Genomic DNA, 13,838 nt, shown 5'->3' on the forward strand with positions numbered 1-13,838 from the left:
GGACCACCCTGCCCCTCGAAGGACAGCGATGCCCGCCAACACAACCGCCTCTTCCCCCAAGAAGAAGAAGGGGCGACGCGCCCGACTGCTCGTGCTCGTCCTGGTGCTGGCGCTCGTCGCGGGTGTCGGGTACGGCGCCTACTGGAGCATCAGCACGGTTCGCGCCTCGTTCCCGCAGACCACCGGATCGGTCGAACTCCAGGGCCTCGGTGGCCAGGTGGAGGTCAAGCGCGACAATTACGGCATCCCGCAGATCTACGCGGACACCGACGAAGACCTCTTCCGCGCCCAGGGCTATGTCCAGGCCCAGGACCGCTTCTGGGAGATGGACGTCCGCCGGCACATGACGTCGGGCAGGCTGTCCGAGATGTTCGGTTCGGGGCAGGTCGAGACGGACGCCTTCCTGCGCACGCTCGGCTGGCGCCGCGTTGCGCAGCAGGAGTACGACACCAAGCTCTCGCCGCAGACGAAGAAGTACCTGCAGGCCTACGCGGACGGGGTCAACGCCTACCTCAAGGGGCGCTCCGGCGAAGAGCTGTCCGTCGAGTACGCGGCCCTGTCCTTCACAGGCGACTACGCGCCCGAGCCCTGGACGCCCGTCGACTCCGTGGCATGGCTCAAGGCGATGGCCTGGGACCTGCGGGGCAACATGCAGGAGGAGATCGACCGGTCTCTGCTCACCAGCAGGCTCAGCGACAAACAGATCCGCGAGCTCTATCCGGAGTATCCGTACGACCGCAACAAGCCGATCGTGCGGAACGGCGGGATCGACCCGGCCACCGGCACGTTCGACCCCAAGGCCAAGCCCTCGGGCGAGGGCACCGGTTCGGCCGGCGACGGCACCACGGGCACCGGCAGCGGCACCGGCACGGGCTCGGGTACCGGCAGTGGCACGGGCAGTCCGGCCGGAGCCGCCTCAGGGCTGAACTCCCAGCTCGGCGCGCTCTCCGACACCCTCGACGCGATTCCGGAACTGCTCGGCCCGAGCGGAAGCGGTATCGGCTCCAACTCCTGGGTCGTCTCCGGCGCGTACACGACGACGGGACAGCCGCTCCTGGCCAACGACCCGCACCTCGCGCCGCAGCTGCCGTCCCTCTGGTATCAGATGGGCCTCCACTGCCGGCAGGTCACGCCCTCCTGCACGTTCGACGTGGCCGGCTACACCTTCTCCGGCATGCCGGGCGTGGTCATAGGCCACAACCAGAACATCGGCTGGGGCTTCACCAACCTCGGCGCCGACGTGACCGACCTCTATCTGGAGAAGCTCAGCGGCGACAGCTACCTGGTCGGCAGCCAGGAGAAGGAGCTGACGAGCCGCAAGGAGATCATCAAGGTCGCGGGCGGCCCGGACAAGGAGATCACCGTCCGCTCCACCGCACATGGCCCGCTCGTCTCCGACCGCAGTGACGAGCTGGAGATGGTGGGCGACCGGGCGCCGGTCTCCAACGCGGCGCCCGACCGCGCCTCCGGCTACGCGGTCTCCCTCCAGTGGACCGCCCTGCAGGCGGGCAAGACGATGGACGCCGTCTTCGCGCTCAACCGCGCCAAGGACTTCCCGTCCTTCCGCCGCGCCGCCCGCGACTTCGAGGTGCCCTCGCAGAACCTCGTCTATGCCGACACCAAGGGCAACATCGGCTACCAGGCGCCGGGGAGGATTCCGATACGGGCAGAGGGTGACGGTGCCACCCCGGCTCCGGGCTGGGACCCCGCGTACAAGTGGGAGGGCTTCATCCCCTTCGACGAGCTGCCCTACGAGTACAACCCGGACCGGGGCTACATCGTCACCGCGAACCAGGCCGTCGTGGACGAGAAGAAGTACCCGTATCTGATCACCGAGGACTACGGCTACGGCGCACGCAGCCAGCGGATAAACGACCTCGTCCAGTCCAAGATCCGCGGTGGCGGCAAGATCTCCACCGAGGACATGCGCACGATGCAGATGGACAACAGCAGCGAGATCGCGAAGCTGCTGACGCCGTATCTGCTGAAGATCGACATCTCGGACTCCTACGTCCGCGAGGCCCAGAAGCTGCTCGAGGGCTGGGACTACACCCAGGAGCCGGACTCCGGCGCCGCCGCGTACTTCAACGCCGTGTGGCGCAACGTCCTCAAGCTGGCCTTCGGCAACAAGCTCCCCAAGGAACTGCGGGTCGAGGGCGAATGCCTCAGCGTCCTGCCCGCCGACAGCAATGCCCCGGCCGACGACGACCTGACCGAGCGGGTCCGCGAATGCGGCCAGCGGGACGGGGACTCCGCGCAGCCCGACGGCGGCGACCGCTGGTACGAGGTGGTGCGCCGGCTGCTCAAGGACGAGAACAACGAATGGTGGCGCACCCCGGGGACGCGTACGGACGAGGCGACCGACACCCGTGACGAGCTGCTCGACCGGGCGATGGAGGACGCGCGCTGGGAGCTGACGGCCGAGCTCGGCAAGGACGCCTCCAGCTGGAGCTGGGGCCGCCTGCACCAGCTGACCCTGAAGAACCAGACACTCGGCACCGAGGGTCCGGGCTTCCTGCAGGCCGTGCTCAACCGTGGCCCGTGGAATCTGGGCGGCGGCGAGGCCGCGGTCAACGCCACCGGCTGGAACGCGGCCGGCGGCTACGGGGTCGTGTGGGTGCCGTCGATGCGGATGGTCCTCAACGTCGGCGAGTGGGACAAGTCCGGGTGGATCAACCTGACCGGGGCCTCGGGCCACGCGTACAGCGCCCACTACACCGACCAGACCGACAAGTGGGCGAACGGCGATCTGCTGGAGTGGGCCTACGGCGCCGAGGCGGTGGAGGCGGCGACGGTCGACACGCTCACGCTCGTCCCGCCGGGCGAGTCGGTTCAGTGAAGCGGCGTACCCCCTGAGGGGTGACCACGGCATGGACGGGCCGGTCGTGCGGTTCCACCGGGACCCGCGCGACCACCTCGTTCGCGTACAGGAGCACGACCAGTGCCGGGTCGGCCCCGGAGACGGCGAGGCGGGCGAGTACGCGGTCGTACGATCCGCCTCCGCGGCCCAGCCTCATCCCGTCCCCGTCGACGGCGAGTCCGGGCAGCAGCACGGCGTCGGCGCGCGTCACGGCCTCGGGGCCGAGCCGTTCGCCGTCCGGCTCCAGCAGTCCGCGGCCTGCCGGGAGGAGATGGTCGCCGCCCCTGTAGCGGCCCCAGTCCAGGTCGTTGTCCGGCAGCAGGACGGGAAGGAGTACGCGAACCCCCCGTGCGCGCAGCGCGTCGAGCAGCGCGCGGGTGCCCGGCTCGCGCCCCACCGAGACGTAGGCCGCGACGGTGGCGGCATCGGCCAGCTCCGGTAGCAACAGCGCGTGCCGCGCGAGAACCGCGGCCGCATTCTGGACGTCCTCACTGGACAGCAGCCTTCGTGCGCCGAGGAGTTCTTCGCGAAGCGCAATCTTTCCGGACATGTCATCGCTCATTGTCCGCTTGTAAACCTCTCGTATACGCCGTTATGAGGATGAAGTTAACCGGAGCATCATCTTCCGCCCATAGACACCGGCTAAGGTGCTCCGCATGACTCAGTCGCACTCCAGGATCAGCAAGGCTGTCATCCCCGCCGCAGGCCTCGGCACCCGGTTCCTGCCTGCCACGAAAGCCACTCCCAAAGAGATGCTGCCTGTGGTCGACAAGCCCGCGATCCAGTACGTCGTCGAGGAGGCGGTCTCGGCCGGCCTCTCCGACGTACTGATGGTCACGGGCCGTAACAAGCGCCCCCTCGAGGACCACTTCGACCGCAATTACGAGCTGGAGGAGGCGCTCTCCCGCAAGGGCGACGCCGAACGGCTGGCGAAGGTCCAGGAGTCGAGCGACCTCGCCACCATGCACTATGTGCGCCAGGGCGACCCGCGCGGCCTCGGTCACGCGGTGCTGTGCGCGGAGCCGCACGTCGGGGACCAGCCGTTCGCCGTCCTCCTCGGCGACGACCTGATCGACCCGCGCGATCCGCTGCTCGCGCGCATGGTCGAGATCCAGGAGCGGGAGGGCGGCAGCGTCGTCGCGCTGATGGAGGTCGATCCGGCGCAGATCCACCTCTACGGCTGTGCCGCCGTGAAGCCCACCGGTGACAGCGACGTCGTCAAGATCACGGATCTCGTCGAGAAGCCCGAGCCCGCCGACGCCCCCAGCAACCTGGCGATCATCGGCCGCTACGTCCTCGACCCCGCCATCTTCGCCATACTGCGCGAGACCGAGCCGGGCCGCGGCGGCGAGATCCAGCTCACCGACGCCATCCAGAAGCTCGCCGAGGCGGATCAGTCGGGCAGCGCCACCGCGGGGGGCGAGGGGGGCCCCGTGCACGGCGTGATCTTCAAGGGCCGCCGCTATGACACCGGTGACCGAGGCGACTACCTGCGTGCCATTGTCCGACTCGCGTGCGAACGTGAAGACCTGGGCCCGGAGTTCCGGACCTGGCTTCGCAGTTTTGTGACCGAGGAGATGTAGGACGTGAGCAGCAAGATCTGGTCGGTGGACGACCATCTGGAGGACATCCTCGCCGCGATCCGGCCGCTCGACCCGATCGAGCTGCAGCTGCCGGACGCCCAGGGCTGTGTCCTCGTCGAGGACGTCACCGTCGCGGTCGCGCTGCCCCCCTTCGACAACAGCTCCATGGACGGATACGCGGTCCGGGTCGCCGATGTCGCGGGCGCGAGCGAGGAGTTCCCCGCGGTTCTCACCGTGATCGGCGACGTGGCGGCGGGCAGCGGCGGACTGCCCACGGTCGGGCCCGGCCAGGCGGCCCGCATCATGACCGGTGCCCCGCTGCCCCCGGGGGCGCAGGCGGTCGTCCCGGTCGAATGGACCGACGGCGGTGCGGGCGGCGGAGCCGCCACCACCATGCGCCCGGCCGGAGAGGCACCCGAAGGCGCGAGCGGCGAGGTCCGCGTGCACCGCCCGGTGGGGGACCGCGCCCATGTGCGGGCCCTCGGCAGTGATGTCCAGGCCGGCGATCTCGCGCTGGCCGCCGGATCGGTCCTCGGCCCGCCGCAGATCGGACTGCTCGCCGCGATCGGTCGCGCCACCGTGCGTGTCCGGCCCCGCCCTCGCGTGGTCGTCCTGTCGACCGGCAGCGAACTGGTCCAGCCCGGCGAGAAGTTGGCCGAGGGCCAGATCTACGACTCCAACAGCTTCGCGCTGACCGCCGCCGCCCGTGATGCCGGCGCCCTCTCGTATCGCGTCGGAGCGGTCACCGACGACGCCGAGACGTTGCGCGCCACCATCGAGGACCAGCTGATCCGCGCGGATCTGCTGGTCACCACGGGCGGCGTGAGCGTCGGCGCGTACGACGTCGTGAAGGAAGCACTCGCTTCGGTCGGCGACGAGGACGTGCCCGGCAGCGGAATCGACTTCCGCAAGCTCGCCATGCAGCCCGGAAAGCCGCAGGGCTTCGGCTCCATCGGCCCCGAGCACACCCCCCTCCTTGCCCTCCCGGGGAACCCGGTCTCCAGCTATGTCTCCTTCGAGCTCTTTGTCCGCCCCGCGATCCGCGCGCTGATGGGCCTGCCCGATGTGCAGCGTCCCAAGGTCCGCGCGCTGATCAAGGCCGACAAGGCGCTCACCTCGCCGGCCGGGAAGCGTCAGTTCCTCCGGGGGACGTACGACGCGGAATCGGGCACTGTCACTCCTGTCGGCGGCGCCGGGTCCCATCTGATCGCCGCCCTCGCCCAAGCGGACTGCCTGATCGTCGTCCCGGAGCCCGCCACCTCCGTGGAGCCCGGAGCCGAGGTGGACGTGGTCCTCCTGGGGTGAGCAGGGCGCCGTGGCGGTACCGTGTCTGCCCACACAGACCCTGAGGGGACCCGGACCGGGAGCACAGGCGCACATGAGTACGCAAGACAGGCTGACGCACATCGACGAGGCGGGGGCGGCCCGCATGGTCGACGTCTCCCGGAAGGACGTGACGGCCCGCACCGCGCGGGCGACCGGCCGCGTCCTGGTCTCACCGCAGGTCGTGGAACTGCTGCGTGGTGAAGGCGTCCCGAAGGGCGATGCGCTGGCCACGGCGCGCATCGCCGGGATCATGGGCGCCAAGCGCACCCCCGACCTGATCCCGCTGTGCCATCCGCTCGCGGTCTCGGGTGTGAAGCTGGACCTGTCGGTCGCCGACGACGCGGTCGAGATCGCCGCCACCGTGAAGACGACGGACCGCACCGGCGTGGAGATGGAGGCCCTGACCGCGGTCTCGGTCGCCGCGCTCACAGTCGTGGACATGGTGAAGGCGGTCGACAAGGCGGCGGTCATCAGCGACATCCGCGTGGAGGAGAAGACCGGCGGCAAGTCCGGCGACTGGTCCCGCGAGGAGGCCGGGTCATGATCGGGACGCATCCGTCGGTCGGTGGCGCACTGCCCGCCCCGTACAGCGCCCTCGTCGTCACGGCGTCCAACCGCGCCGCCGCCGGGGTGTACGAGGACAAGGGCGGCCCGGTCATCGCCGAGGCCCTCACCGCGATGGGCTTCGCCGCCGACGGCCCGATGGTCGTCCCGGACGGCGATCCGGTCGGGCAGGCGCTGCGCGAGGGAGTCGCCGCCGGGTACGACGTCATCCTCACGACGGGAGGCACCGGTATCTCGCCCACCGACCGGACGCCCGAGGTGACCCGCGCGCTCCTGGACCACGAGGTGCCCGGAATCCCGGAGGCAATCCGTGCGTACGGGCGCGAGAAGGTGCCCACGGCTGCGCTCTCGCGAGGTGTCGCCGGTGTCGCGGGCGGCACGCTGATCGTCAACCTCCCGGGCTCCACCGGCGGAGTACGCGACGGGATGGCGGTACTGGAACGGATACTGATCCACGCCGTCGATCAGATCCGCGGCGGTGATCACCCCGGCCCCGGCGGGCCGCCGCGGCCGTCGCCCGCGTCATGAACGTGACCTGGCCCGTCGTCCTGGGGGACGGCCCTGTCGTCCTGCGCCCGATAAAGCTGCGCGACCAGCAGATCTGGCGGGAGGTCAACCGCCGCAACCGCGACTGGCTGCGCCCCTGGGAGGCGACGGTCCCGCCGCCCGCGCCGGGCGGCCCGGTCGCCCGGCGCCCCACCTACCGTCAGATGGTCCGTCATCTGCGCGCGGAGGCGAACGCGGGCCGGATGCTGCCGTTCGTCATCGAGTACCAGGGTCGGCTGGTCGGCCAGTTGACGGTTGCGGGGATCACCTGGGGCTCGATGTGCTCGGGCCACGTCGGCTACTGGGTCGACAGGGGGGTGGCGGGCCGTGGGGTGATGCCGACCGCGGTCGCCCTCGCCGTGGACCACTGCTTCCGTACGGTCGGGCTGCACCGGATGGAAGTGTGCATCCGCCCCGAGAACGGGCCCAGCCGCCGGGTCGTGGAGAAACTCGGATTCCGGGAGGAGGGGCTGCGGCCCCGTTATCTCCACATCGACGGTGCGTGGCGTGACCATCTGGTCTTCGCGCTGACGGCCGAGGAAGTACCGGAGGGTCTCCTCAACCGCTGGCACCAGGCACGACCAGGAACGGCGCCCGGAACGGCACAGGAAATAAAATAAGTGTTCGAAATTGATCGGCGTGGACCATCAACTGATCTGAGTAATCACAAAAAAGTCCGTGATATCAGCCAGATCGTGCGACACACCGGGCCAATTGGCGGATGCCGTTGCGCGAATCCCTCTACGGTGTGATGCGTGAGCAGCAGCGGCCTCATCTATGCAGTCATTGTCGGGGCCTGGGCCGCCTACTTGGTGCCGATGTGGCTCCGCAGGCAGGACGAGCTCAACGAAGCCCGTCCGACGGAACGCTTCTCCACCGCCATCCGGCTGCTGTCCGGCCGGGCGGGGATGGAGCGCCGGTACGCCAAGGAGCTGCGGGAACGCACCGCCGAGCAGCCCGAGCACGACGTCGAACCGGATGCGGCCACGGACTCTGTGAGTTCCGTGGACGTCCGGGCCTTCGCCGCGCCCCGAACCGAAGTGCGCCAGGACGTGCCCGAGAGTGCGCCTCCGACCGACGCGCCCCCTCGCAGGTCCGCCCCGGCGCGGCGCCCGGCCGACCGGCCGCGACCGAACCGTGCCGCCGTCGAGCGTGCCAGACGCAGCCGGGTCCTCGCCCGGCGCAGACGGACGACGACCGTGCTCTTCCTCGCCTTCACGGCCGGGGCGATCGTGGCCGCCGTCGGTGGTCTGGGCTTCCTGTGGGCGCCGGCCGCCCCGGCGGTGCTCCTGAGCGTCTACATCGTGCATCTGCGCGCGCAGGAGCGTCGGCGCTTCGCGTTCGTCATGGACCGGCGGCAGGCGGAGGTCGCCGCGCAGCGTCTCCGTGAGAACCGCCCGCGCCGCCATCAGCCGCCGACCGATACGGGCGAGCCCGACGAGGAGCCCGCCGCGAACGCCGAGCCGGAACCGGCGCCCACGGTCTCCCCGCAGGAGGCGGGCCGCCGCGCGCTGGTCGAGCAGACCGACCACGCGGAGTGGGTGGACCAGCAGCGCCAGCGCGGTCCGGTCACCGGCGAGAGCTGGGAACCTGTCCCCGTGCCCCTTCCGACGTATGTGACGGCCCCCGTGGCTCCGCGCGCGTCGAGCGGCGTGGACGTCAGCGACCCGGAGACCTGGAGCGCGGCCCGTTCCTCGGCCGCCGAGCCGGCCCCCGCACCGGACGAGCCTCCGGCGGCCCGCCGTACGCCGGGGCCGCGACGCTCCCGCGACCGAGGCCGCACGCCGCTCTTCGACCAGTACGCGGACGAGGACAGGCCGCGCGCGGCCAACGAGTGAGACCGCCCGGCGGGGTCCGTGACCAGCAGGGTTGGCAGGGTGGAACGGATTTCCAAGCACCCCGATCGGGATGCTAGAGTTTCACTCGTTGCAAGGGCCTGTGGCGCAGTCTGGTAGCGCACCTCGTTCGCATCGAGGGGGTCTGGGGTTCAAATCCCCACAGGTCCACCGCAGCTGAGAGCCCCTATCGGAGAAGTCCGATAGGGGCTCTCTCTCGTCGTACAGCAGCGAAGTACAGCAACTAGATCTGATCTTGCGTGCCGAGGTGCTCGCCCAGCTTCCGCAGCGCCTTGCGCGTGGCCTCGGACGGGATGTGCGTATACACCTCCATCGTCACCGCGATCTTGCCGTGGCGGAGGATCTGCTTGGCGATCCGGGGATGCACGTCGAGGGCAGCGAGCAGCGACCCGCAGGTGTGGCGGGTGTCATGCAGCCGGATCCTGCGTACGCCGGCCTGGGCCGACCGGGCAGTGAAGGCGCGGTTGAAGTTCCTCGGCTCGATCGGAGCTCTTCGGCCGGCACGCGCCCACGGCCCCGCCTGTCGCGGTCGGCGGCTACGACGAGCTGATAGGCCGCAGACTCAGCTCGCAACGTCAGTCTCACGATGGTGAAGACGTTCATGGATCAGACCGAACTGCTGCGTACGGTCGATCGCCAAATGGGCGCGTCGGCGCTGGTGGATCAGATGACGGGCACCTTGCGACGCTCGAGGATGCGCTTACCTTTGCCGTGCTGCCTGAGACGCGCCGCCCTGTTGCTCTTGCCCGGGCCGGAGCTGCCACGCTCGCAGCTTGGCAGGCCCTCGACGCTGGGGGAGCCGAAAGGGCTTGACGGCACTGCTAGTTGGGCAAGCGGGCGGCACAGGAGGCAGGCGAGCGGATGTATGTCGCTCACGCCACGGCCGAGCAGGCGTACGTGCTCACGCCGCAGGCCGCCCCGAGACTGCGGTCGCCCTCGTACGCGAAGCTCAGCGGCTGGGCGGGAGCACGATGTCACCGCGCCTGCGGGCATGGCTGTACGCGGCTGAGGCCGAACTCTGCGCCAACGCCGGCTTGGTGGATGACTGCCGGACGCCCTCGAAAAGGCCGACGCTGTCCTGCCCAGCGGGGGCAGGTGTTCGCGACGCCGGGCTCGATCAGCGCCCACAACCGCTTCGCCGCGGACATCAGCCTGTTGTCCGAGGAACAGGGCAGCGCCGATGTGGTGTCCGGCGATCGTCTTCGCTTCCACATCCGCACCGCGGCGGTCCGGGGAACCGTCACGCTGCTCCACGGCGTCGACGTGGTGCGGCCCCTCCACAGGGCTGACGTGACGGTCTCACTCGAAGAACCCGTTGCCCTGGAGGAAGGCCAGTCCTTCGCTTTCCGCCACCACGCTCGTGCCGCCGGCTCCGGAACCGTGATCCAACTCCCGCACTGAACCTCACGAGCGGAGCCGCCGGGTAAGCGGATGCCCGCCGCCCGCTCGTGGCACCCGAATACGCTCCAAGACTGGGATCACCTGGGGCGAGTCACCCCGGTCGGGCCCCTACCAGCCCATGTTCTTGGAGACCTCCGCTTGCGCAGCCGCGATCTCCTCGTGAGTGGACTCCGTGACATCGACATCAGCCGCCCACTCGAAACGGCCCGCAAGGTCTGCCAGCGCCTGTTTCTGCGCGGGATGCGTGATCGGCACCGCGTTCAGATCGGTGCTCATCAGCCAGTCGTAAAGCACGACGGCATCTGCGTGCCACAGGCGCACATTTACGGTGGGCACAGTTTCCCACGAGTTATTGGCTTCCATGGGAGTCATCGTGCCAGGTCAGACGCTTGGGCACTGGCCGTCAACCTGCCATAACGGGCCTCGCGCGTGCCCCCGCTGCGGACGGCAGCGACGACGGCAGTGGGTCCGGCGGTTCGGCCTACTACGCGAACTGCACCGAGGTGCGCGCCGCCGGCGCCGCTCCGATCCGCACGGGGGATGCAGGCTACGGCAGGCACCTGGACCGCGACGGTGACGGCGTCGCCTGCGAATAGCGCAAGTCATGCATGGAGCCGCCATGCCCGATCCGTGCCCGACAGGCCGGTAAGCCACGGTCGACAGCGGCTTCCAGGAGGAACCACCGTTGGGCGCTGGCCAAGTCGTCAACGGCGCCCGGAAGCGCGGTGATTCCCAAGCTCAGAGCGCGGGTTCGATTCCCGTCACCCGCTCCAAGAGAAAGCCCCGGGCCAAGTGCCCGGGGCTTGATTGTTGTCCGACACGCGGCATCGTCGCCCTGGTGTTTCGGTGCAAGCTGTCAGGCGGCGCTGAGCGTGCCTCCGCCGAGTCGACGGCAGTTGACCGGCTCACGCTCGACGAGGTCCGAGAGCGGATGGCCGAGGTCTACGCGGTGCGCCTGCTCGATGCGCTGGATGGACAGGGCCCGTATGTCCGCAGCCATGACGGCCGGCATCACACCACCGTGACAGCGGACGTTGCTCTCCAGCTTGAGCGCCTCGCAATACGAGGAGACCGCAGGGATCTTCGGTTGCGTATCGGCCCCTGCATGCGGTTCGGCCTGAGGACGCGGAAGGGGTGCCCTCCCCAGCAGCGGAAGGGCACCCCCCCAAGGAGGTCAGCGGTGGTCGTAGCGGTCGTGACCCCCGTGGTGGCCGTGGTGCTTGTGGCTGTGGTGCTTGTGGCCGTGGTGCTTATGGCCGTGGTGCTTATGGCCGTGGTGCTTGTGACCGTGGTGCCGGTGGTCCCCGCGGTGCCGGTGGTCCCCGCGGCCGTCACGGCCGTCACGGTCGCCGCGGTCGTCGCGGTCGTCGCGGTGGTGGCCCCAGCGGCCGTCACGGTCGCCGCGCCCGTTGTCACCGTTGTCGTGACCTCGGTCGTGCGCGGCATGAGATACCACTGAAGGCGCGGTGGCGGCGCTGGCGCCAGTGGCGCCGCCCAGTAGGACAGCGGCCGCGACGCCCAGCGCGGCGGCAAAGCGGGAAACGCGCATTCCGTGCTCCTTTCACGGCAGGTGCCTGATGCGCCTGCCTGGGTCGAACTCGTTGATGTTGACATCCGAAATACACCGTTAAGTCCGAGCCATCACCAAAGTCACCTCATGTAACGAAAAACCGTTTGGCCGGGAACCGGTGCCCGGCGTGTCGGCGTCACGCGCGCACGCGTACTGGTGGCCCGCTCCGTCCATCAGGGTGAACTTGCGCCACATGATCTTGCCGAGCCGCCCCGTTCCGGCCACTGCCGCTGCGGCCCTGTGGCCAGCAGCGACGCCCACAAGCCCAAAGCGCCTCCGGAGCCGTTTGCAGTACAGCAACGAAGTACTGCAACCATCGCGACCGCAGCCGACCGCAGCCGACCGCAGCCGACCGCAGCCGACCGCAGCCGAACTGCCACTGGTCGCAGGAGCACCGGTGGCCGGCCGAGCAGACCTCGGCGACCGCCCTGCCGATAGTTCGCATCGAGGGGTTCTGGGGTTCAAATCCCCACAGGGCCACCGCAGCTGAGAGCCCGATCGGAGAAGTCCGATCGGGGCCCTTCGGCATTCCGCCGTTTCACGCGGCGGCGCAGATGTGGCGTACGTCATTCCCGGCTGAATCCCTGACTCGGCACGCCGCCCGGCGTGTGTGTGGGATCGTACGGCGGTTGTTACTCGCCGGTATCGGTGAGTCCCTGCCTGTTGCGCGTATCCCCCACACACACGCTCCGAGGATTCCCACGTGCGTAAGACCTCTGCCGGACACGCCCTTTTAGTGGCCCTGGCCTCCATATCCCTGCTCGCGACCGGCTGTTCGGCCGGGTCGGGGGCCGACTCGCCGGCCGCCCGGGCCGAGGTGCCCCGGGTCACCGCCGACAGCACTCCCGACCCCGAGCCCTCACGGCGGCTCGCGGTCGATCCTGTGCCCGACGGGAAGCCGACCGCCGTCGCCCGTGCGGACGGCGGCGGCAAGGCGCGCAAGTCGCCCCTGAAGGTGGCCTCGTACGACGCCACCAGCCGACGGGCCGTCATCTCCGGTACGGAGAAGGCATCCCCGAGCCCCGGTCCCGCCGGCGGCGAGAAGACACCGTCCGTCGGTGACGTCATCGCCAGCGGGCCCGCCCCCGGAGCCCCCGACGGGCTGCTCGCCAAGGTCACCGATGTGGCCGGGCGGACCGCGAAGGGGACCGAGGTCGAGACCGAGCCGGCGACGTTGTCCGCGCTTCTCGGGGACGACACGGCGGACGGCACGGTGCCGGTGGATCCGGCCGCTGTCGATGTCGAGCCGCTGGTCCGGGGTGTGCAGGTGTCCTGGGCGAAGCCCGGGGGTGAAGCTGTCGGGCCCCGGGGCGCGAAGGTGCCGCTCGGGAGCCTGCGGCTGGATGTCGGGGCGTCGGTGCCGCTGCCGGTCACCGAAGGCGCTCCGGTTTCCGGTGCCGCGTCGGTCTCGGGCTTCGTACAGCTCGCGCCCCAGGTGGAGTTCTCGTACGACGGGACCTCGGTGCTCGCGCCGGACGCTGCCTTCCTCGGGCTGAGCGGCGACTGGAGTTCGCGGTGGCAGCTCAAGGGGAAGGCCGTCGCGGGCGGCAAGCCGGTGCGGATCCCGTTCGCCAGGCTGCATGCCGACCCGGTGATCCAGGTCGGTCCCGTGCCCGTCGTCGTCAACCTCGACCTCACGGCGTACGTCCAGGTCGCGGGCGACGGCACCGTCACCGTCGACGTCGAGCAGGAACTGAAGGGCGACTTCCGGCTCGGCGGCGCGTACACGGAGGCCGCCGGCTGGAAGCCCGTCAGCAGCTCCGACATGAGCGCGACACCGGTGCGGGCCAAGGTGACCGCGGCCGGGAAGGTCAAGGCCGCGCTCGGTGTCGAGGCGGGCGTGGGTCTGTACGGCGCGGTCGGCGTGATCGCCGATCTGGCGCCCTACGTGCGCGGTGAGGCGTCGGCATCCGCGACGCCCGAGGACCTCGTCGGGGCCTGGAAGGTCCACGGCGGGCTGGATCTCACGGGCACGCTGCAGTTGCAGCTCGCCGTGTTCGGGACACCGCTCTTCGAGCGCCGCATCCCGCTGGGTGCGCTGCACCGTGAGTGGCTGCTGGCCCAGGGCGAGGTCGCCTGACATCGGGAGCGGACCGACGGGCCCCTGCCGGAACGATCCGGCAGGGGCTTGC

At 70.0% G+C, this 13,838-nt stretch carries 13 protein-coding genes, 1 tRNA gene and 2 pseudogenes; 13 read left to right on the top strand and 3 right to left on the bottom strand.

All coding sequences use genetic code 11. From position 1 onward, the window contains the following. Nucleotides 1-28 precede the first annotated feature (28 nt). Nucleotides 29-2,839 carry a penicillin acylase family protein gene (locus AC067Z_RS04050; protein ID WP_478787852.1) on the top strand — a complete coding sequence of 937 codons (2,811 nt, stop codon included), beginning with the start codon at nucleotides 29-31 and terminating at the stop codon, nucleotides 2,837-2,839. On the opposite strand, the gene AC067Z_RS04055 is transcribed toward AC067Z_RS04050, so the two are convergent. Continuing rightward, nucleotides 2,805-3,422: a 5-formyltetrahydrofolate cyclo-ligase gene (locus AC067Z_RS04055; RefSeq protein ID WP_478787853.1), complete on the bottom strand. Its 618-nt coding sequence runs from the start codon at nucleotides 3,420-3,422 to the stop codon at nucleotides 2,805-2,807. The genes AC067Z_RS04050 and AC067Z_RS04055 overlap by 35 nt on opposite strands. 94 nt (nucleotides 3,423-3,516) lie before the next feature. On the opposite strand from AC067Z_RS04055, the gene galU reads away from it, so the two are divergent. The 7 genes from galU (at nucleotide 3,517) to AC067Z_RS04090 (ending at nucleotide 8,885) form a co-directional block, all read left to right on the top strand. Then, nucleotides 3,517-4,443 (top strand): UTP--glucose-1-phosphate uridylyltransferase GalU, encoded by a 927-nt coding sequence (gene galU, locus AC067Z_RS04060; RefSeq protein WP_478787854.1) that lies wholly within the window; start codon nucleotides 3,517-3,519, stop codon nucleotides 4,441-4,443. Between the two features lie 3 nt (nucleotides 4,444-4,446). Continuing rightward, on the top strand, nucleotides 4,447-5,748 hold the full coding sequence (glp, locus tag AC067Z_RS04065) for a molybdotransferase-like divisome protein Glp (RefSeq protein ID WP_478787855.1): 1,302 nt from the start codon (nucleotides 4,447-4,449) through the stop codon (nucleotides 5,746-5,748). Nucleotides 5,749-5,821: 73 nt separating this feature from the next. After that, nucleotides 5,822-6,313: a cyclic pyranopterin monophosphate synthase MoaC gene (moaC, locus tag AC067Z_RS04070; protein WP_478787856.1), complete on the top strand. Its 492-nt coding sequence runs from the start codon at nucleotides 5,822-5,824 to the stop codon at nucleotides 6,311-6,313. Continuing rightward, a complete protein-coding gene (locus AC067Z_RS04075) occupies nucleotides 6,310-6,861 on the top strand; it encodes a MogA/MoaB family molybdenum cofactor biosynthesis protein (protein ID WP_478787857.1) in 552 nt (183 codons plus the stop codon). Before moaC ends, AC067Z_RS04075 begins: the two co-directional genes overlap by 4 nt. Then, nucleotides 6,858-7,499, top strand: coding sequence for a GNAT family N-acetyltransferase (locus AC067Z_RS04080; protein WP_478787858.1), 642 nt, complete (start codon nucleotides 6,858-6,860; stop codon nucleotides 7,497-7,499). The genes AC067Z_RS04075 and AC067Z_RS04080 overlap by 4 nt, the downstream gene beginning before the upstream one ends. A gap of 135 nt (nucleotides 7,500-7,634) precedes the next feature. Then, a complete protein-coding gene (sepX, locus tag AC067Z_RS04085) occupies nucleotides 7,635-8,717 on the top strand; it encodes a divisome protein SepX/GlpR (protein ID WP_478787859.1) in 1,083 nt (360 codons plus the stop codon). Between the two features lie 94 nt (nucleotides 8,718-8,811). Further along, nucleotides 8,812-8,885: transfer RNA gene (locus AC067Z_RS04090), tRNA-Ala, on the top strand. A 73-nt stretch (nucleotides 8,886-8,958) separates the two neighbouring features. Here the strand turns inward: AC067Z_RS04090 and AC067Z_RS04095 are convergent. Next, the gene (locus AC067Z_RS04095) at nucleotides 8,959-9,219 is read right to left on the bottom strand and encodes a tyrosine-type recombinase/integrase (protein ID WP_478788052.1); all 261 of its coding nucleotides are present in this window, start codon (nucleotides 9,217-9,219) and stop codon (nucleotides 8,959-8,961) included. A 611-nt stretch (nucleotides 9,220-9,830) separates the two neighbouring features. Between AC067Z_RS04095 and AC067Z_RS04100 the strand changes: the two genes are divergently transcribed. Beyond that, on the top strand, nucleotides 9,831-10,136 hold the full coding sequence (locus AC067Z_RS04100; RefSeq protein ID WP_478787860.1) for an EF-Tu C-terminal domain-related protein: 306 nt from the start codon (nucleotides 9,831-9,833) through the stop codon (nucleotides 10,134-10,136). Between the two features lie 108 nt (nucleotides 10,137-10,244). Here AC067Z_RS04100 and AC067Z_RS04105 read toward each other — a convergent pair whose 3' ends face one another. Beyond that, nucleotides 10,245-10,499: a hypothetical protein gene (locus tag AC067Z_RS04105; RefSeq protein ID WP_478787861.1), complete on the bottom strand. Its 255-nt coding sequence runs from the start codon at nucleotides 10,497-10,499 to the stop codon at nucleotides 10,245-10,247. A gap of 68 nt (nucleotides 10,500-10,567) precedes the next feature. Between AC067Z_RS04105 and AC067Z_RS04110 the strand changes: the two are divergent. The 4 genes and pseudogenes from AC067Z_RS04110 to AC067Z_RS04125 form a co-directional block, all read left to right on the top strand. Beyond that, nucleotides 10,568-10,732: pseudogene (locus AC067Z_RS04110) on the top strand (excalibur calcium-binding domain-containing protein); the annotation flags it as partial. 221 nt (nucleotides 10,733-10,953) lie between these two features. Beyond that, nucleotides 10,954-11,148 (top strand): annotated as a pseudogene (locus AC067Z_RS04115) (NUDIX hydrolase); the annotation flags it as partial. A 168-nt stretch (nucleotides 11,149-11,316) separates the two neighbouring features. Continuing rightward, nucleotides 11,317-11,595, top strand: coding sequence for a hypothetical protein (locus AC067Z_RS04120; RefSeq protein ID WP_478788068.1), 279 nt, complete (start codon nucleotides 11,317-11,319; stop codon nucleotides 11,593-11,595). 847 nt (nucleotides 11,596-12,442) lie between these two features. Further along, nucleotides 12,443-13,786: a hypothetical protein gene (locus AC067Z_RS04125; protein WP_478787862.1), complete on the top strand. Its 1,344-nt coding sequence runs from the start codon at nucleotides 12,443-12,445 to the stop codon at nucleotides 13,784-13,786. The last annotated feature ends 52 nt before the right edge of the window (nucleotides 13,787-13,838 follow it).

The sequence above is a fragment of the Streptomyces sp. NPDC043812 genome (genome assembly GCF_056436245.1).